Annotated in this window: 16 protein-coding genes; 8 read left to right on the top strand and 8 right to left on the bottom strand. The window is 58.9% G+C overall.

Annotated elements, in window-relative coordinates:
* Positions 1–142: 142 nt before the first annotated feature.
* A complete protein-coding gene (locus tag AD669_RS16050) occupies positions 143–1,039 on the bottom strand; it encodes a LysR substrate-binding domain-containing protein (RefSeq protein ID WP_053121498.1) in 897 nt (298 codons plus the stop codon).
* A gap of 112 nt (positions 1,040–1,151) precedes the next feature.
* On the opposite strand from AD669_RS16050, the gene AD669_RS16045 reads away from it, so the two are divergent.
* Genes AD669_RS16045 through AD669_RS16035 form a run of 3 tightly spaced genes read left to right on the top strand, consistent with a single transcriptional unit; the run spans position 1,152 to position 3,402 of the window.
* Positions 1,152–2,174: an aldo/keto reductase gene (locus AD669_RS16045; protein ID WP_053121496.1), complete on the top strand. Its 1,023-nt coding sequence runs from the start codon at positions 1,152–1,154 to the stop codon at positions 2,172–2,174.
* The gene (locus AD669_RS16040) at positions 2,171–2,968 is read left to right on the top strand and encodes an SDR family NAD(P)-dependent oxidoreductase (protein ID WP_053121494.1); all 798 of its coding nucleotides are present in this window, start codon (positions 2,171–2,173) and stop codon (positions 2,966–2,968) included. Before AD669_RS16045 ends, AD669_RS16040 begins: the two co-directional genes overlap by 4 nt.
* Positions 2,969–2,991: 23 nt before the next feature.
* Positions 2,992–3,402: an SRPBCC family protein gene (locus tag AD669_RS16035; protein ID WP_053121492.1), complete on the top strand. Its 411-nt coding sequence runs from the start codon at positions 2,992–2,994 to the stop codon at positions 3,400–3,402.
* Positions 3,403–4,888: 1,486 nt separating this feature from the next.
* Here AD669_RS16035 and AD669_RS16030 read toward each other — a convergent pair.
* Together AD669_RS16030 and AD669_RS16025 are read right to left on the bottom strand one after the other, a co-directional pair.
* Positions 4,889–6,283 (bottom strand): HAMP domain-containing sensor histidine kinase, encoded by a 1,395-nt coding sequence (locus tag AD669_RS16030; protein WP_053121490.1) that lies wholly within the window; start codon positions 6,281–6,283, stop codon positions 4,889–4,891.
* Positions 6,261–6,944 carry a response regulator transcription factor gene (locus AD669_RS16025; RefSeq protein WP_053121487.1) on the bottom strand — a complete coding sequence of 228 codons (684 nt, stop codon included), beginning with the start codon at positions 6,942–6,944 and terminating at the stop codon, positions 6,261–6,263. Before AD669_RS16025 ends, AD669_RS16030 begins: the two co-directional genes overlap by 23 nt.
* Before the next feature lie 309 nt (positions 6,945–7,253).
* Here AD669_RS16025 and AD669_RS16020 point away from each other — a divergent pair, with 309 nt between their 5' ends.
* The 4 genes from AD669_RS16020 (at position 7,254) to hcnC (ending at position 11,539) form a co-directional block, all read left to right on the top strand.
* Positions 7,254–8,186: a hypothetical protein gene (locus tag AD669_RS16020; RefSeq protein WP_053121485.1), complete on the top strand. Its 933-nt coding sequence runs from the start codon at positions 7,254–7,256 to the stop codon at positions 8,184–8,186.
* Between the two features lie 380 nt (positions 8,187–8,566).
* Entirely contained in the window at positions 8,567–8,881 is a 315-nt protein-coding gene (gene hcnA / locus AD669_RS16015; RefSeq protein ID WP_053121483.1) for a cyanide-forming glycine dehydrogenase subunit HcnA, read from the top strand.
* Positions 8,878–10,287, top strand: a complete 1,410-nt coding sequence (hcnB, locus tag AD669_RS16010) for a cyanide-forming glycine dehydrogenase subunit HcnB (protein ID WP_053121481.1) — start codon at positions 8,878–8,880, stop codon at positions 10,285–10,287. Before hcnA ends, hcnB begins: the two co-directional genes overlap by 4 nt.
* A complete protein-coding gene (gene hcnC, locus AD669_RS16005; RefSeq protein WP_053121477.1) occupies positions 10,280–11,539 on the top strand; it encodes a cyanide-forming glycine dehydrogenase subunit HcnC in 1,260 nt (419 codons plus the stop codon). The genes hcnB and hcnC overlap by 8 nt, the downstream gene beginning before the upstream one ends.
* Before the next feature lie 135 nt (positions 11,540–11,674).
* Here the strand turns inward: hcnC and AD669_RS16000 are convergent, their stop codons facing one another.
* Positions 11,675–13,483, bottom strand: coding sequence for a monovalent cation:proton antiporter-2 (CPA2) family protein (locus AD669_RS16000; RefSeq protein WP_053121475.1), 1,809 nt, complete (start codon positions 13,481–13,483; stop codon positions 11,675–11,677).
* 285 nt (positions 13,484–13,768) lie between these two features.
* Here AD669_RS16000 and AD669_RS15995 point away from each other — a divergent pair, with 285 nt between their 5' ends.
* Entirely contained in the window at positions 13,769–14,683 is a 915-nt protein-coding gene (locus tag AD669_RS15995; protein WP_053121474.1) for a LysR family transcriptional regulator, read from the top strand.
* Here the strand turns inward: AD669_RS15995 and AD669_RS15990 are convergent.
* From AD669_RS15990 to AD669_RS15975, 4 genes are all read right to left on the bottom strand, one after another.
* Positions 14,673–15,440 (bottom strand): substrate-binding domain-containing protein, encoded by a 768-nt coding sequence (locus AD669_RS15990; RefSeq protein WP_053121472.1) that lies wholly within the window; start codon positions 15,438–15,440, stop codon positions 14,673–14,675. The two genes, AD669_RS15995 and AD669_RS15990, sit on opposite strands and share 11 nt — an antisense overlap.
* A 12-nt stretch (positions 15,441–15,452) precedes the next feature.
* The gene (locus AD669_RS15985) at positions 15,453–16,745 is read right to left on the bottom strand and encodes an MFS transporter (RefSeq protein WP_053121470.1); all 1,293 of its coding nucleotides are present in this window, start codon (positions 16,743–16,745) and stop codon (positions 15,453–15,455) included.
* Between the two features lie 325 nt (positions 16,746–17,070).
* A complete protein-coding gene (locus AD669_RS15980) occupies positions 17,071–18,933 on the bottom strand; it encodes a M48 family metallopeptidase (protein ID WP_053121468.1) in 1,863 nt (620 codons plus the stop codon).
* Positions 18,934–18,957: 24 nt separating this feature from the next.
* A complete protein-coding gene (locus AD669_RS15975) occupies positions 18,958–19,560 on the bottom strand; it encodes a LemA family protein (protein WP_256218868.1) in 603 nt (200 codons plus the stop codon).
* Between the last annotated feature and the right edge of the window lie 8 nt (positions 19,561–19,568).

The following is a 19,568-nucleotide window of genomic DNA, read 5'->3' as shown; positions in this document are numbered from 1 at the left end:
GCGATCTTTTGATCTTGTTCTTTTAAAAACAAGATCAAAAGATCGCAGCCTTCGGCAGCTCCTACAGTAATTGGCGGTGCACACAGAATTTGCGTGCGCCACTAACCCCTGTGGGAGCGGGCTTGCTCGCGAAGAGGCCCGCTCAGTCAGCGCAAATCTCATTGCCTGTCAAAACCGTGCGGAAGGTTTCCACCAACGGCCGCAAATTAATCCGGTGCCAAGCCGCCCACAACGGCGTAGTAAACGCCAGCCAAGGCACCTCACGCAGCACGACCCCGGGAGGCGCGTTATGGCTCAGGCCTTTCTGAATCATCGCAATCCCCAGCCCCGATGCCACCAGCCCCAGCGCGGTAAACGGCTCAGTCGCCTGCATGCGCACATCCGGAGTAAACCCTGCGCGGATGCAGGCGCTGACAAACTCATCACTCGCGTCCTGCCGTGGCTGCACGCCGATCCATTCCTGATCCGCCAGATCCTGCGGACTCAACACCGCCTGCTGCGCCAGCGGATGCTGTTCCGGCAGCGCCAGCAGCATCGGATCATCCAGCACCTGAAAACCCAGCAGATCCGGGTCGTCATCGGTCGGCGGCTCACTCACCAATGCGATATCGAGACTACGCTGACGCAGGCCTTCGAGTTGCTCGGCGGAACTCAAGTTGTACAGCGCGACGTGGACATTCGGCCGATCGACCCGCAACACACGCAGGGCATTGGGCAAAACCCCGGCGTGCATGGCGTTCTCTATATAGCCGATGCACAAACCGCCTTCTTCACCACGACCCAAGCGCTTACCGAGGGATTCGAGGCGATTGGCGTGCGTAAGCAGTGCGCGGGTTTCAGCGAGAAACGTCTGGCCATCGCGGGTCAGGCGAATGCGCTGCTGGCTGCGTTCGAACAGCGTCAGGCCGAGGCGCTCTTCAAGCTGAGCGATCTGCCGGCTCAGCGGCGATTGGGAAATGTGCAGCCGTTCGGCGGCGCGGCCGACGTGTTCTTCCTCGGCGACGGCGACGAAGTAGCGCAATTGACGGATGTCGATCATGTCAGACCTATAGGGACTCAAGTGCTGCGCATTATGTCTTGGACGGTCTCGGTGTCGCAATCTAGGATCTGCTCAACGGTCACGCAGACCACCAACGAATGAGGACAATCCGATGAGCTTGAAAGACAAACTGCTCGGTAAACTGGGCTTCGGCACCGCCCCACTGGGCAACATGTTTCGTGCCATTCCCGAAGCAGAAGCGCAAGCCACTGTGCATGCTGCGTGGGATGCCGGCGTGCGTTACTTCGACACCGCACCGTTTTACGGCTCGGGCTTGTCGGAAATTCGTCTCGGCGAAGCCTTGAAGCAATACAAGCGCGACGACTACGTGCTGAGCAGCAAGGTTGGCCGGGTGATTCTCGATGAAGTCGAAGACGCTGCAGCCCGCGATCTCGGCGAAAAAAGCGGCGTGTTCGAACACGGTCGCCCGAACAAAATCGTCAATGACTACAGCGCCGACGCGACCCTGCGCTCGATCGAAGACAGCCTCAAACGCCTGCAAACCGATCGCCTCGACATCGTCTGGGTACACGACATCGCTCAGGACTTTTACGGCGATCAATGGCTGGAATACTTCAATCAGGCTCGTACTGGCGCGTTCAAAGTGCTGACCCGTTTGCGCGAAGAAGGCGTGATCAAGGGCTGGGGTCTGGGCGTGAACAAAGTCGAACCGTGCGAGTTGACCCTCGATCTGACCGAAGCGCAGCCTGATGGCTTCCTGTTGGCCGGGCGCTACACGCTGCTCGATCACGAACGTCCGTTGCAACGCTTGATGGACTCGGCGCTGGCGCAGAATGTCGAAATCGTCGTCGGCGGCCCTTACAGCTCGGGCATTCTCGCCGGTGGTTCGCACTTTGAATACCAGAAGGCCAGCCCGGAAGTGATCGCTAAAGTTGAGCAGATCAAACGCATCGCCGCCGCTTACGACGTTGATGTGAAAGCTGCCGCGCTGCAATTTTCGTTGGCCAATCCTGCCGTTGCTGCGGTGATTCCCGGCGCGAGCAAACCGGGCCGCATCGCTGAAGATGTCGCGGCGTTGTCGGCGGTGATTCCTGCCGGTTTCTGGCAGGCCATGCGTGAGGCAAAACTGGTTTCTGAACGCGCACCATTACCCATCGATGAGGTGAAAGCATGAAGATTGATCTGAGTGGAAAACTGGCCATCGTCAGCGGCAGTACCGCTGGGATCGGTCTGGGCATCAGCCAGTCGCTGGCCGAAGCCGGCGCCACGGTGGTGGTGATCGGCCGCGACAACGGCAAGGTCGAGCAGGCGTTGGCGAGCATTCGCGAAAAAGTGCCGGGCGCGCAATTGCGCGGTCTGGCGGCCGACCTCGGCACGGCGGAGGGCGCGCAGACACTGTTCGCCGCCGAACCGCGCGCGGACATTCTGGTGAATAATCTTGGCATCTTCGACGCCGTCGATTTCTTCGAAGCGCCGGACAGCGAGTGGACGCGGTTCTATGAGGTCAACGTGATTTCCGGCGTACGCCTGGCGCGGCATTACGTGCCAGCGATGGTCGAGCAGGGCTGGGGGCGGGTGATCTTTCTGTCCTCGGAATCCGGGGTGGCGACGCCGGCCGACATGATCAATTATGGCGTGACGAAAAGCGCCAACCTCGCGGTGTCCCACGGTTTGGCCAAGCGCTTGGCGGGCACTGGTGTGACGGTGAACGCGATTTTGCCGGGGCCGACGTTCACCGATGGCCTGCAAGACATGCTCAAGGATGCCGCCGCCGAGTCTGGCCGCAACTTGCGCGATGAGGCCGACGCCTTTGTGCTCAAGGCTCGCCCGACCTCGATCATCCAGCGTGTTGCGGATGTTGAAGAAGTCGCGCACCTGGTGACTTACATTGCTTCGCCGCTGTCCTCGGCTACCACGGGCGCTGCGTTGCGCGTCGATGGCGGCGTGGTCGACAGCCTGACTATATGAATACTTGAGAGAGACGTTTATCCATGGCATCTGCATCTGCACATATCGACATCCCGGCCTCGGCCGATCAGGTCTGGCAATTGATCGGCGGCTTCAACACGCTGCCGGACTGGCTGCCGTTCATTCCCAAGAGTGAATTGAGCGACGGCGGTCGTGTTCGCACCTTGCAAACCGCTGACGGCGCCGTGGTGATCGAACGCCTGCAAGCGTTCGATAACGCCGCCAAGACCTACAGTTACTCGATTGAACAGGCACCGTTTCCGGCAACGGATTATCTGGCGACGATCAAGGTTGAAGCCCAAGGGCTGGGCGCACGGGTGACGTGGTCAGGGCGCTTCACCGCCAAAGGCGTGAGCGATGAAGAAGTGGTGGCGCTGTTCACCGGCATCTACCAGGGCGGCCTCGAAGCCCTGCGGGCCAACTACCCAACCTGATCATCCACCATAAAAACCTGTGGGAGCGGGCTTGCCCGCGAAGGCGGTGGATCAGTAGACACATTTGTTGCCTGACACACCGCTTTCGCGGGCAAGCCCGATCCCACATGGATCGCATGTGCGCCCCGGATTATGTGTACAGCCGAGATCCCTGTAGGAGTGAGCCTGCTCGCGATAGGGGTGAGTCAGACGATACATTTGTTGCCTGACACACCGCCTTCGCGAGCAAGCTCAGCTCCTACACTGATTTGTGCTGTGCCCGGGATTTTTTGTGCGACTAAGAACCCTGTAGGAGCCGAGCTTGCTCGCGAAAGCGGAGGATCAAACGATACATTTGTTGCCTGGCACACCGCTTTCGCGAGCAAGCTCAGCTCCTACATTGATTTGTGGCGTGCACGGGATTTTTTGTGCGACTAAGAACCCTGTAGGAGCCGAGCTTGCTCGCGATAGCGGTGGATCAGACGATACATTTATTGCCTGACCCACCGCCATCGCGAGCAAGCTCCGCTCCTACACTGATTTGTGGTGTGCACGGGATTTTTTGTGCGACTAAGAACCCTGTAGGAGCCGAGCTTGCTCGCGAAGGCGGAGGATCAAACGATACATTTGTTGCCTGGCCCACCGCCATCGCGAGCAAGCTCAGCTCCTACACTGATTTGTGGTGTGCACGGGATTTTGTGTGCGCCAGAGAACCCTGTGGGAGCGGGCTTGCCCGCGAAAGCGGAGGATCAGACGATACATTTGTTGCCTGACACACCGCCTTCGCGAGCAAGCTCAGCTCCTACACTGATTTGTGGTGTGCACGGGATTTTTTGTGCGACTAAGAACCCTGTAGGAGCCGAGCTTGCTCGCGATAGCGGTGGATCAGACGATACATTTATTGCCTGACCCACCGCCATCGCGAGCAAGCTCAGCTCCTGCACTGATTTGTGGTGTGCACGGGATTTTTTGTGCGACTAAGAACCCTGTAGGAGCCGAGCTTGCTCGCGAAAGCGGAGGATCAGACGATACATTTGTTGCCTGACACACCGCCTTCGCGAGCAAGCTCAGCTCCTACAATGATTTGTGGTGTGCACGGGATTTTTTGTGCGACTAAGAACCCTGTAGGAGCCGAGCTTGCTCGCGATAGCGGTGGATCAGACGATACATTTATTGCCTGGCACACCGCTTTCGCGAGCAAGCTCAGCTCCTACATTGATTTGTGGTGTGCACGGGATTTTTTGTGCGACTAAGAACCCTGTAGGAGCCGAGCTTGCTCGCGAAAGCGGAGGATCAGACGATACATTTGTTGCCTGACACGCCGCCTTCGCGAGCAAGCTCAGCTCCTACACTGATTTGTGGTGTGCACGGGATTTTTTGTGCGACTAAGACCTTGTAGGAGCCGAGCTTGCTCGCGATAGCGGTGGATCAGACGATACATTTGTTGCCTGGCACACTGCTTTCGCGAGCAGGCTCACTCCCACATTGATTGCATTCCAAATGGACGTCAGGAATTAGTGATCAGGCTCTGCCGGCAGTCGAGCACCAGTTTCGCGCCGCCGAGGTCGCTGGTGCCGACTTCAAGATTGAAGCCATGCAAGCTGACAATCGCCGCAACGATCGAAAGCCCCAATCCGAACCCGCTCTGCGGCTGCCCACCCTCGGTGCGATAGAAGCGCTGGAACACCGCCTCACGCTCTGACTCGGCAATCCCCGGCCCCGAATCGTGCACTTCGATGCGCGTATGCCCTGCGTCATTCACACCGCGCAAAACCACGGTACCGCCCGCCGGGGTGAACTTGATCGAGTTGCTCAGCAGATTCGCCAGCGCTTCAAACAACAGCGCCCGGTCGCCGTTCAAGGGTGGCAATGTTTCCGGCATGTTCAGTTCGAAATGCAGTTCATCTTCTTCAGCCAGCGGCAGATAAAACTCATGCAGTTCCTGCAGCAATTGCACCGGGTCCAGCTCGACAAAACCGGAGCGGCGCTGGCGATCTTCCAGTTCGGAAATCCGCAACAAACCACGAAACCGCGCCATCAGCGTATCCGCTTCGGCCAGTACCAAATCCAGTTGCGCTGCTTCCTGCGAGCCTTCACCCGCCTGTTGCTGCATGCGATACAACTGCGCGCGCAAGCGGGTCAACGGTGTGCGCAAGTCATGGGCGATGTTGTCGCAAACCCCCTTGACCTCGTTCATCAAACGCTCGATGCGCTCAAGCATGGCGTTGACGATGGCGGCGAGCATATCCAGTTCATCGCGGCGATTGGACAGTGGCAGGCGATGGGTCAAGTCGCCCGCGACGATCGCCTGAGCGCTGTCCTGAATCGCTCTGATCCGCCGCAAAGGTCGGCGTCGCAGCAAGTGCCAACCGGCGATCCCCGGCAGAATCGTGAATGACACCCCCCAGAACAACGCATGCAGAATGATCCGCGTCACCGCGAACAGCGAACCGTTGTCGCGCAGCAGCACCAGCCAGCGGCCGTCGCGGGTCTGCGTGGCGACGGCATCGCAACTGTCGTTGGGCAGGGTCGGATCATCGGAGCCCGCGCAGTCGGCGAGCATGTGAATCTTGCCGTCCAGCGGCAGACCTTCGGGGATTTGTTGCAGGGCGCCGCCAAGGTAGCGGCCTTCGACGTCGAACAGGCCATAAGCGTCGATGCCACGAATGTCGAAAGTCATGCTCGCGGCGAGTGCGTCTTCCAATTGTTCGCCGCGAAAGTGCGAAAACAGATGCTGACGTTGCATCAGCGAATGCTTGGCGAGGTTATCGAGGTAGCTGGACACCTCGTAATACATGACCCCCATGAGGATCGCGCTCCAGGCCACGAACAACGAGCTGTACAGCGCCAGCAAGCGGCTGCTGGAAGAGCGCCAACCGTCAGACGGGTTCGGCAATGACATAACCGGAGCCCCGTACCGTGCGGATCAGTGGAACATTGCCCACCGCGTCGATTTTCTTGCGCAAGCGGCCGATGTGCACGTCGATCAGGTTGGTGCCCGGGTCGAAGTGATAGCCCCAGACCTCTTCGAAAATCATCATCCGCGACAGAATCTGGCCGCTGTTGCGCATCAAAAATTCGAGCAACTTGTACTCGGTCGGCAGCAGCGTCAGCACTTGGTCAGCGCGGCGTGCTTCGTGGCTGATCAAATCCAGCTCCAGGTCGGCGACCTGCAATGTGGTGGGCTGGGTTTCTGCACTGTTCTGGCGGCGCAACAGCACTTCAACCCGCGCGGCCATCTCATCGGTGGCGAACGGTTTGGTCAGGTAGTCATCACCACCGGCGCGCAAACCGCGCACGCGTTCATCAACATCGGAGAGGGCGCTGATCATCAGAATCGGTGTCGATACGCCCATGGTGCGCAGCGTTGTGACGATGGCCAGGCCATCCAGTTCGGGCAGCATGCGATCAAGAGTGATCAGGTCGTAGTTGCCGCTGACGGCACGGTCGAGGCCTTCTCGGCCATTGTCGACCCAATCCACGTCGAGGCCATGGCTGCTCAGTTCGGCAACGATTTCCCGGGCGGTCACGGCGTCGTCTTCGATGGTCAAAATGCGAGTCATGGGCAGGCCTGCTGATCGGTTGAAACGGAATGGCAGCATTTTGCCAAGATTTTTGCCTGACGCTTTAAATTAACTTTCATGTAAGGGCTGTCAGAAACGCAGATTCGCTTGCTGCGGATCAATGCAGACTAATGCATAAAACCCGCTGTAATTCACAGCTTGTTGCAATTTGCATGGTCTTAGGAAGTTCATTCTTTGTAACTTATTGAAAATAAACGATTTATTAAATCTCTGCATCTGGCACGGTCGCTGCAATTCCTCTCTCGAACGAGTTGTAACACCATTTTTCATGCCTGGAGCAGAACAACAATGAATAGATCCTCTGATGGGTTTTATCCTGCCTTTGAAGGAGATTCGAGCAACGTCTCAGGGGTGTCCTGGGGCGCGATCTTCGCTGGCGCGGCGGCGGCTGCGGCATTGTCGTTGATCCTTGTACTGCTCGGTTTCGGTCTGGGTTTCTCCGCTGTTTCACCGTGGGCCGGGGAGGGCGTGAGTGCCAAGGGCCTGGGTATTTCTACAATCGTGTGGCTGGCGGCGACGCAGATTATCGCTTCCGGCATGGGCGGTTATGTGGCCGGGCGTCTGCGCGTCAAGTGGGCGAACATGCACGGTGACGAGGTGTACTTCCGCGACACCGCGCACGGTTTCCTCGCCTGGTGTGTGGCAACGTTGGTCACCGCAACATTAGTGGTCGGCTCGGTCAGCAGCATTGTCAGCGGCGGTGTGCAGGCCGGTGCCAGCGTGGCGGGCGGTGCAGCCAGTGCCATGACCCAGGCGGCCGGTACCGCTGCGGCGAACACCGACAGCAACCAGTACGGTTACTTCATCGACAGCCTGTTCCGTGATGATCGCCCGGCTTCGGTCAGCGATGACGCTGCCCACGGCGCCGTGGCCCGCATCTTTGCGCAAAGCCTGGCCAACGGTCAGCTGAGTGCCGAGGATCGTACCTACCTGGCGCAGTTGGTCGCTCAACGTACTAACTTGTCGCAGGCTGATGCCGAGCGCCGTGTAGATGAAGTCTATGCCCGCACTCAGAAAGCCATCGCCGACGCCAAAGTCAAAGCTCAACAAGCGGCTGACACCGCTGCGAAAGTCGCTGCCTGGACTTCGCTGTGGATGTTCATCGCGCTGCTGGCCGGTGCCTTCTTCGCCAGCCTCGCGGCCACCTTTGGCGGTCGTCGTCGCGATGCAGTCGAGTACGTTGAAGTCGATACCTACACCACGACCACTCCAGTCCGTTAAACAAGGAGCATCACCATGCGCTCACTTCTACTGTTTTTTCTCGGCGTACCGATCCCGATCATCATCCTGATTGCGCTGTTCGTACACTGATCTATTGGGGCTTATGCCTCGGCCGCTTGCACCTTCGGGTGCAAGCGGCTTTTTCGTTTCTGCCGAATGACCGGCTACCGATCTGGGTCAATATTTCTCTCTGGAATATTCACTAACGTATTTGATCCAGACCTTGGCTGGGCGTGAGCTACAGTGCAACAGGCGCAAGTACTGCGCTGACGTAGTAGCCGAAGCGACGCACGAATCAAATGAAGTGAACACGTCGACACGCTGTAGTACAGCAAGGAGCGGACGCACAACTCCCCTGAACTTTTCACGGATGAATTGCAATGCACTGCCTAGTAAGAACCTTCGATATCCAGCCCTTGGCGCAGGCGGATATGACTGTCCATATCAACGGCCAGGCGGTCGATGCCGCCATCGGCGAAACCGTCCTCAGCGTCATTCAAGCCCTCGGCATGCGCCAGATCGCACGCAACGACCATGAGCAGATCAGCGGTGCTTACTGCGGCATGGGCGTGTGCCAGTGCTGTCTGGTGAAAATCGATGGCCGGCACAAGCGCCGCGCCTGCCAGACGGTAGTGCGCGACGGTATGCAAATTGAAACTCAAGTCAATCGCATCACTGCGCAGGAGGTTGTATGAACCTGCATCCGGTGATTGTTGGCGGTGGGCCGGCGGGCATGGCCGCGGCCATTGAACTGGCTCGCCACGGCGTGCGTTGCACGGTGCTGGAAGAGGCTTCGCGTCTGGGCGGTGTGGTCTATCGCGGGCCATTGCGCGATGGCGTGCAACTGGATTACCTCGGGCCGCAGTACGCCGAAGCGCTGGGCAAATTGCACGGTGAATTTCAGCAGCATGCCGGGTTGATCGACGTTCGTCTCAATCACCGCGTGGTCGGCGCTGAGGGTACACGAGCATTGGTAGTGCTTGATGGCGACGAACAGTTGCACGAAATCCAATACCCACAATTGTTGCTCGCGGCCGGTTGCCACGAACGCAGCGTGCCGTTTCCTGGCTGGACGCTACCGGGTGTGATCATGCTCGGCGGCCTGCAATTGCAGATTAAAAGTGGCGTGGTCAAACCCCAAAGCCCCGTGATCATTGCCGGCACCGGGCCCCTGCTGCCGTTGGTGGCGACGCAACTGCATGCGTCCGGCGTCAAGGTGTCTGGCGTTTATGAGGCCTGTGCGTTCGGCAAGATCGCCCGGGAGAGTCTGGCGCTGCTGAACAAACCACAGCTTTTCCTCGACGGGTTGAGCATGCTGGCCTATCTGAAATTGCACGGCATTCCGATGCACTACGGCTGGGGTGTGGTCGAAGCGCACGGCGAGGGCGGGCTGAAAAGCGTCAGCGTCGCGCCGTACTCGGCCACGTGGGAGCCGGACATGGCCCGCGTCGAGCGTTTCGAAGCGCAGACACTGGCCGTCGGTTACGGCTTTATCCCGCGTACGCAGCTCAGTCAGCAAATGGGCCTGGATCACGGTTTCAGTGACGACGGTTATCTGAGTGCCCATTCGAATATCTGGCAGCAAAGCAATCAGCCCCACGTGCATCTGGCCGGTGACATGGGCGGGATTCGCGGCGGTGAAGCGGCGATGCTCGCCGGCAAAATTGCCGCCACGTCGATCCTCTTGCAACGCGGCGTCTTCGAAGAGGAACTGGCGCAGATTCGCCGCGACCGCTTTCTGAGCAAACTCAAAGCCATTGTGCGGTTTCGCGCGGCGGTCGATCGCTACACCGAACGCGGGGTTGGCCAGACGGCATTGCCCGCGGCCGACACGGTTATCTGCCGCTGCGAACACGCCACCCGTGCCGATATCGACCTGGCGCTGGAGCAAGGCGTGCAAGACATCGCCAGTCTGAAAATGCGCACCCGCGTGAGCATGGGCGATTGTCAGGGGCGCATGTGCGTCGGCTATTGCAGCGACCGTTTGCGCCAGGCCACCGGACGTAAGGATGTCGGCTGGCTGCGCCCGCGTTTCCCGATTGATCCGATTCCCTTTTCCGCGTTTCAGTCCGTCGGCACGGAGGCCGTTTCCCATGAGTAAGTTCTACGACGTGATCATCGCCGGTGGTGGCGTGATCGGCGCGTCCTGCGCCTATCAATTATCCAAGCGCAAAAATCTTAAAGTCGCGCTGATCGACGCCAAGCGCCCGGGCAACGCGACGCGTGCTTCGGCCGGCGGTTTGTGGGCGATCGGCGAGTCGGTCGGCCTAGGGTGCGGGGTGATCTTTTTTCGCATGATGTCGGCCAACCGCAAGCGCGAAACCCAAGGCGCCGCTGTTGCAGTCGACTCGAGCACGCCGCACATTTTGCCGCCGTCATTCTTCGACTTCGCCCTGCAATCCAACGCGCTGTACCCGGCGCTGCACCGTGAGTTGAAGGACAACCACGGAATGGATTTCAAGTTCGAAAAAACCGGGCTGAAATTCGTTATCTATGACGATGAGGATCGGTTGTACGCCGAGCATATCGTTGGCTGCATTCCGCATCTGGCCGATCAAGTGCGCTGGCTGGATCAGGCCGAGTTGCGCGCAGCTGAACCGAGCGTCAGTCACGAAGCACGCGGGGCGCTGGAATTCCTTTGCGACCATCAGGTCAGCCCGTTCCGTCTCGCCGATGCCTACACCGAAGGTGCGCGGCAGAACGGCGTCGATATCTACGTCAACACTAACGTGACCGGTGTGTTGCATCACGGTTCGCGGGTGACCGGCGTGCAAACGGCGGAAGAAGGCGTGTTCCACTGCAAAACCCTGATCAACGCGGGCGGTGCCTGGGCGGCAGATTTGAGCGAGTGGGCGACCGGCATCCGTATTCCGGTAAAACCGGTGAAGGGCCAGATTCTGCTGACCGAACGCCTGTCGAAAATCCTCAACGGCTGCCTGACCACCAGCGATTGCTACGTGGCGCAAAAGGACAACGGTGAAATCCTGATTGGCAGCACCACCGAAGACAAAGGCTTCGACGTCACCACCACCTATCCGGAAATTGCCGGGCTGGTGCAGGGCGCGGTGCGCTGTTTGCCAGAGCTCAAGGATGTGAACCTGAAACGCACGTGGGCGGGATTGCGCCCGGGTTCGCCGGATGAGTTGCCGATTCTGGGGCCGATGCGCGGCGTGCAAGGGTATTTGAATGCCTGCGGGCACTTCCGCACCGGGATTCTGACCTCGGCGATTACCGGCGTGTTGCTGGACAAACTGGTCAATGATGAGCCGTTGCCGTTGGACATCACGCCGTTTCTGGCGGATCGCTTTGAACCCGCGCCGGTCAAGCAAACCCTGAAACTCGAACTGGCCTGACACAATCCCCCTGTAGGAGCTGCCGAAGGCTGCGATCTTTTGATCTAGATCTTTAAAATCAGAGTCAAAAGATCGCAGCCTTCGGCAGCTCCTACAGGGTTGGGTGATCACATTATTTCGGTATTGAACACGGGCTCAGGGCTTACGCGATTCCTCTTCCAGCTGATCCGACTCAAACAGCCGCGCCAGCTCGGCCCTGGCTTCCTGAGCGGTTTGCAGCACCTTGGCCATGTCGTCGTAAACCGCATGTTGCGCTTCCAGAACCTGTTCGTCGTGATGCTTGAAGCGTTTGATCCGCGCATCGGCCTGCGCTTGCGTCAACCCAAGCCCCACCAACGTGCGCCGGCTCATTTCCAGACTTGAGTAGTACGTTTCACGAATCGCCTCAGCGCCGACATCCACCAAACGGTGAACATGCTGACGGTTACGCGCGCGAGCGATGATTTTCATGTGCGGATACAGCTTGCGCACCACTTCGGCGGTCTTGATGTTGGTCTCCGGATCGTCCGTGGCAATCACGAAATATTCCGCCTCGCCAACCTTCGCCGCGTTGAGAATTTCCGGGCGCATCGGGTCGCCGTAGAACACCGGCACACCGCCGAAGCTGCGCGACAGTTCGATGGTTTCCACCGACGTGTCGAGGGCGACAAACTTGATGTTCTGCGCACGCAAAATCCGCGCGACGATCTGACCCATCCGTCCCATGCCAGCGATCACCACGCGCGGGCTGTCGGTATCGATCTCGCGGAATTTCTCCGGCACTTCCACCGGCTGCACTTTCGGGCTGACCATTTTGGCGCAGATCAACAACAGCAACGGCGTCACCGCCATCGACAGGGTGATGGTCAGCACCAGCAAATCGTACAGGCGCGGATCAAACAGGTTTTGGTCGCGACCGATCTTGAACACTACAAAGGCAAACTCACCGCCAGCCGCCAACACGATACCGAGACGAATCGCACTGACCTTGTTCAGTCCGCCGGCCAAGCGTCCCACGATAAACAACAGTGGCAGTTTCAGACCAATCAACAGCAGCGTCAGCCCCAGTACAGTAATTGGCGCACTGAGCAGCAAACTGAGGTTGGCGCCCATGCCGACGCTGATGAAAAACAGACCGAGCAGCAAGCCTTTGAACGGTTCGATCTGCGCTTCCAGCTCATGGCGATATTCCGAATCCGCCAACAGCAGGCCGGCGAGAAACGCGCCCAGCGCCATCGACACGCCGACCAGATCCATCAGCCACGCCGTGCCGATCACCACCAGCAACGCGGTGGCGGTCGAGACTTCCGGCAGTCCGGTTTTCGCGACAATACGAAACACCGGGCGCAACAGATAACGGCCGCCGACTACGACCACGGCAATACTGCCCAGCACCTGTAAACCGTGGTTGAGGTCTTGAGCGGCGCTGGTGGTGTGATCGCCGCCGGCCAGCATTGGCACCAGCGCAATCAACGGGATCGCCGCAATGTCCTGAAACAGCAAAATCGCAAACGCCAGCCGACCGTGAGGGCTGGTCAGCTCCTTGCGCTCGGCCAGGCTTTGCAGGCCAAAAGCGGTGGACGACAAGGCCAGACCGAGGCCGAGCACAATTGCGCTGTTGAGCGGTTGGCCGAAGGCGAACAACGCCAATACACCAATCACCGAGGCCGTCAGCAGCACTTGAGCGAGACCAACGCCGAACACTGATTTACGCATCACCCACAACCGTCGCGGCGACAGCTCAAGACCGATGATGAACAGCAACAACACAACGCCCAATTCGGAAATATGGCTGACGCTTTGCGGGTTGCCGATCAGCCCCAGTACGGACGGGCCGATGATCACCCCGGCAAACAGATAACCGAGCACAGCGCCCAATTGCAGACGTTTGGCCAAAGGCACGATAAGCACCGCCGCCAATAGAAAGACGACGATGGCTTGTAACAAATTGCCTTCATGGGGCATGGGTTTACTCCTGACAACGGTACGGCGAATGCGGCAAGGATAAGGGCTGGCCTCGCGATGCACCACAAAACCGCGCATCGCATCCCTTGGACACACCCTGTAGGAGCTGCCGAAGGCTCGGGCCGCGATCGGACGATCTTTTGATCTTTGTTTCGCCTCCAAAAATGAAAGGTCAAAAGATCGCAGCCTTCGGCAGCTCCTACAGGGATCCAGATGTGCTCTGTAATAATTTGCATCAATTGGTTACATTTAGAACCCCTGCGTATCAATCCCTGCGAGTCCGCCATGGCCATCAACTTCGATCTCAACGACCTGCAAGCCTTTCGCGCGGTGGTCGAGCAGGGCAGTTTTCGCAAGGCCGCCGACACCGTGCGGCTGTCGCAACCAGCCCTGAGCCGGCGCATCGAGAAGCTCGAAGACGCGCTCGGGGTAAAGCTGTTCGAGCGCACCACGCGCAAAGTCAGCCTGACTCAGGCCGGACGCGGGTTTCTGCCCAGCGTCGAGCGTTTGCTGGATGATCTGGATGTCGCGCTGCTCGGCATCAGCGAAGTCGCCTCGACCCGATTGGGCCACGTCACCGTCGCCTGCGTGCCGTCTGCCGCGTACTTCTTCATGCCGCGCGTGGTCGCCCGCTATCACCAGCAATTTCCGCGGATCAAGGTCAAAGTCCTCGACTCCAGCGCCCACGATGTCCTTACCGCCGTGGTCAACGGCGAGGCGGATTTCGGTTTGAGTTTTATGGGCACGCAGGATGCCAAAGTTGATTTTGAACCGCTTGTGCAGGAGTGCTACGTGGTCGCTTGTCGCCGCGATCACCCGTTGGCCGGGCGCAGCAGCGTGACGTGGGACGAGTTTTATCAGCAAGATTACATCTCGCTGGACAAGACCTCGGGCAATCGCTTTTTGCTCGATCAGGCCTTGAGCCGGGTGGTGCCGCAGCGTCAAAGTATCTGCGAAACCCTGCATGTGACGACGATGATCGGTTTGGTGGAGGCCGGGTTGGGCGTGGCGGCGGTGCCGTTGATGGCGATGCCGGGGCCGGATCATCCGATTCTGACGCGGGTGCCGCTGACCGATCCGCAGGTGATGCGCAGTGTCGGCATCATCAAGCGCCGGGATCGTACGTTGACCCCGGCGGCACTGGAACTGGAGCGGCTGGTGGTGGAAATGAAAGTCTTGCCGCCAGAAGTCAGCGCTTGACCGAATCCAGCCCGGTCGCTTGCACGTCAGCCTGGGCGGCGGGCGCGGCGAGATAAGCGAGCAAGGCTTTCGCCTCGGCCGGGTGTTCTGCGTTCACCGGAATACCGGCAGCAAAACGCGTCACCGACTGCACCGATTCCGGAATCTTCGCGACAAAACTCACCCCCGGCACCGGCAGCAATTCGCTGACTTGCTGGAAGCCCAGTTGATAGTCGCCAGTGGCAACCACCGAGCCCACCGGGACTTTCGGGATCATCTTCGCTTTCGGTTTCAGTTGATCTTCGATGCCGAGTTTTTTGAACAACTGCTGCTCGATGTACACGCCGCTGGCGCTGTCGGAGTAAGCCACCGACTGTGCGTCGAGCAGGGTTTTCTTGAGGTTGTCGACGTTGCTGATGTCCGGTTTCGCCGCGCCTTCGCGTACCACCAGGCCGATCCGCGAGTCTGCCAGTTCAACGCGGGAAGCCGCGTCGACCTTGCCTTGTTTGATCAAGTCATCGAGGGCGTAGCCGACCATGATCACCACGTCGGCGTGTTCACCGCGCGCGAGGCGATTGGGGATCGCTTCCGGTGCCTTGCCCATCGACGGGCCGAGTTGGGTGTCGAGGGTGTTGCCGGTGGCGGCAGCGAATTTCGGGCCGAGGATTTTGTAGGCAGCGGTGAAGCCCCCCGACGTCATCACGTTCAGTTGTTCAGCGTGTGCCAGAGCGCTGAACGCGAAGAGGGCGAGGGCGGTGAGGTTGAAGAGTTTTTTCATGGTCATTATTCCTTATGCGGCAACCGGTTGCAGACGGCCGCCCGCGCGGCGATAGAGGTACAGCGTCGCGCACAATGCGCACAGCGCGCCGATGCTCATCCAGTAACCCGGCGCGGCTTTGTCGCCGGTGTACTGAATCAGGAAGGTCGACATGGCCGGGGTGAAACCGCCGAAAATTGCGGTCGCCAGGCTATACGCGAGGGAGAAACCGGCCACACGCACTTCGACCGGCATGATCTCGGTCAGCGCCGGAATCATCGCGCCGTTGTACATGCCGTAGATAAACGACAGCCACAACAGCGACAGCAACATGTGGCTGAAGCTTGGCGCCTGCACCAGATACGACAGCGCCGGATAAGTCGTAGCCAGTGCCAGCAGTGACATCGCGATCAGCACCGGGCGACGGCCGATGCGATCCGACAACATGCCGCCGATTGGCAGCCAGAAAAAGTTCGAAACGCCGACCAGCAAAGTCACCAGCAGCGCATCCGAGGTACTCAGGTGCAGCACGGTTTTGCCGAACGTCGGCGCATAAACGGTGATCAGGTAAAACGCGGTGGTGGTCAGGGCGACCATCAACATCCCGCCGAGCACCACCACCCAGTTCTGGCCAAGGGTGCGGAACACTTCGCCCATCTTTGGACGGTGTTTGCGCGCGGCAAACTCTTCGGTTTCCGCCAGATTACGACGCAACAGAAAGATGAACGGCACGATCATGCAACCGACGAAAAACGGAATCCGCCAGCCCCAATCGGCAATCACGTCCGGCGCCATCCATGCGTTCAGCGCGAAACCCAACGCGGCGGCAACGATGATCGCCACTTGCTGACTGGCCGACTGCCACGCGGTGAAAAAGCCCTTGCGGCCCGGCGTGGCGATCTCGGACAAGTACACCGAAACCCCGCCCAATTCCGCACCGGCGGAGAAGCCTTGTAACAGACGCCCGATCAGCACCAGCGCCGGCGCAAACAGGCCGATGGTTTCGTATCCGGGCACCAACACAATCAATATCGTGCCGCTGGCCATGATCGACAACGTGACGATCAAACCCTTACGGCGACCGACGTCATCGATGTACGCACCGAGCACGATTGCCCCCAGCGGACGCATCAAAAAGCCTGCGCCGAACACCGCGAAGGTCATCATCAGGGATGCGAATTCACTGCTCGCCGGGAAGAACACCGACGCGATTTGTGTGGCATAGAAGCCGAACAGAAAGAAGTCGAACTGTTCGAGGAAGTTGCCCGAGGTCACCCGGAAAATGGCGCCGGCCCGCGAGCCGCCGTGAGGGATTGTGGCTGTCATAGCAAAGTACTCCACCGCTTTTATGACGTGCGCCACGGAGAGTCTGCGCACGGATGTTATTGGGGCGGATGGTGGCGCAGGTGTGACAATATGTTAATTGCATTGTTGGCATGCATTGATGTGTAAAGCGGATCAATACCCTTAACGACATCGCACAACCCTGTGGGAGCGGGCTTGCTCGCGAAAGCGGTGTGTCAGTCGCTAGATATATTGCCTGGGCTACCGCATTCGCGAGCAAGCCCGCTCCCACAGTTGATCGGGGTGACCACAGATTTTGCGAGCACCCCGCAATCCTGTGGGAGTCTGGCTTGCCAGCGATGGCGGTCTACGCGTCAGCAGTTGCGACCAGAAACGGTGGCAACGGACAATCGAGCAAATCAGCCACCGCGCGGAAAATTTCCGCCTCAGCCACGGTGATTACGCCGTCATGCATCACACAACGAGTCATCGCGTTGAGCAGGGCGGGCCGCTCTTCCGGCATAAGATGGCGCAGACGCTTGATCGCCGCTTCCAGTCCTGCCAGTTCTTCCAGTTCAATCGGCAGTTCTTCCGGCGGTTCGAACGTCAGTCCTTCCCAGGCAAAATGCAGCGCCTGCAAGGCTGCCTGTTGATTCTGCTGCCCGGCGCGGGCCATGGCGTTGAGCAAAACCAGCAATTGTTCCGCGCATTGGAACAAACCGAACTTGAACTGAACCGCAGGCGCGCCCTCGACATTGCGTTCGACGATGCGCAGCAGTGTCCACTCCAGTAGCTCGGTTTCGTTGTCGGCATTTATCAGCCGGTTCATGGTTTGCTTCATCGCCGCGAAGGGCTTCTTGTCTAGGTGCTTGAGGCTGGAGATAGCGAGATCCAGAAGCGGTACGCGCAGTCCGGGATTGAGCGTCGATAACGGTTCATGTAGCTGGTTGAGGGTGTCGAATATTGTGGTGTCGATATCATCTCGCAGTGCATCGAGTTGAATTGCCGAGAGTGAAGGCGAGCGGGAAATTAGCAATCCATAGACGATGGCCTGTGCGCCACCGGTGCTGTGAGCGGCATCTTTAAGAGTTTGGGGGATGACGCCGATGGTAGAAATGGGAGCCTGATCCGCATTCATCTCGTAAAGCACAGCCATGGCTGAATCAGGAACCATGCTGAAGACGTCAGACAGATGCGGAAAGGTTCGAGGCTCGGTTCGCGCTTGGATTGATCCCGGGATATTGGTAAAACTGCCATCCCAAAGAGGATCAATCCGCCGAATGCGCTCGCCAATATCAGGGTGAGTGGCTAGCTGGTTTTTCAACGGCTTTGCTGAGCCGTCGCTGAAGTACAGATGACTGAACTGCTGGGCTCGTGGTGAACTCAAGGACGAACCTTGACTGGCAATCTTTTTCAGCGCACCGGCAAGGCCCTGGGGGTTGCGCGTAAATTGCACGGCACTGGCATCCGCCAAAAACTCGCGTTGGCGACTGACCGCTGCCTTGATCAGATTGCCAAAGTAACTACCGGCAAAACCGGCCGCGCACAGTATCAGTCCGAGACAAGCCAGTACGAAAACCAACCGGCCATCACGCTTTTCACCCTTGCCGGTATTGGCTAGCCCTGCGAGTAAGGAAGCGCCTGCCAAACCCAGCACCAGTATTCCGTGAACCACTGCCACCAACCGCGTGTTGAGGCGCATATCGCCGTTGTAGATATGGCTGAACTCATGAGCGATGACGCCTTGCAACTCATCGCGAGTCAGCAGTGTTATTGCACCCTGAGTCACACCGATCGCTGCATCTTCGGTCGTGAATCCGGCGGCGAAAGCGTTGATGCTCTCATCCGGCAGCAGGTAAACCGCCGGTACAGGGACACCAGAGGCCAGCGCCATTTCCTCGACTACGTTCATTAACTGGCGCTCTTCCAGCGTGCGCACGTCTTCGTTAACAGAGCGCCCGCCAAGCGTCTGCGCAACGACTTTGCCGCCACCGCGCAGTTGAAAGAATTTGTACAGACTGCCCGCCAGCACAATGCCCGACACCCATGTTGCGGTGAACGCCAACGCACGCCAGGCGGCGCCCATGTCGCTGTTGTGTCGGCGATCAAAGGCGCCGATGACGAAGGGCAGGCTGGTGAGCAGAATCAGGCAGGCAACTGCCATGACCATCAGCAAGATCAGCCGCGCAGTCTGATGTCGAGCCTGACGCTGTTGTTCAAAAAAATTCATGAAGCCATCCGTTGGCAAAGAGGATCAGAACGACACTTTTGGAGCGACCTTGATGGCCAATGTGTCAGCGAATTTAAGGGGAGCGGCATCGGTGCCGTGGCCAAAACTGGTCGCCAGCAGCACCGCCGGAAAACTCTGTTTGAGCGTGTTGTAAGCCATCACCGCATCGTTGTAAGCCTGGCGCGCGAAACTCACTCTGTTCTCGGTGCTGCTCAACTCTTCACTCAGTTGCAGCATGTTCTGCGAAGCTTTCAGATCCGGATAAGCCTCGAGCGTCACGGTCAAACGATCCACGGCGCCGTTGAGCGCGCTGTCGGCCTGACCCAATTGTTCGATGTTTTGCGCCTTGCCCGGTTGCGACTGTGCGGCTGCAAGCACCGCCACTGCGGCATTGCGCGCGACGATCACGGCTTCGAGGGTTTCGCGTTCGTTGGCCATCGCACCTTTGGCGATGACCACCAGATTGGGGATCAGGTCATAACGACGTTTGAGCTGCACTTCGACTTGCGCGAAGGCGTTCTTGATTTCGTTGCGCCGCGCCACCAGCGAGTTGAACACGCGCATGGCGTAGAGGGCGCACAGCGCCAGCAAAACCAGATTGACGACGAGATAGGTGTTCACGGTGATGTCCTTTT

Origin of the sequence: Pseudomonas sp. P1.31 (assembly GCF_001269815.1) — a bacterium.
GTDB classification, from domain to species: domain Bacteria; phylum Pseudomonadota; class Gammaproteobacteria; order Pseudomonadales; family Pseudomonadaceae; genus Aquipseudomonas; species Aquipseudomonas rustica.
The sequence above is the reverse complement of the archived record's forward strand: the minus strand, read 5'-3'. Positions and strand labels throughout refer to the sequence as shown.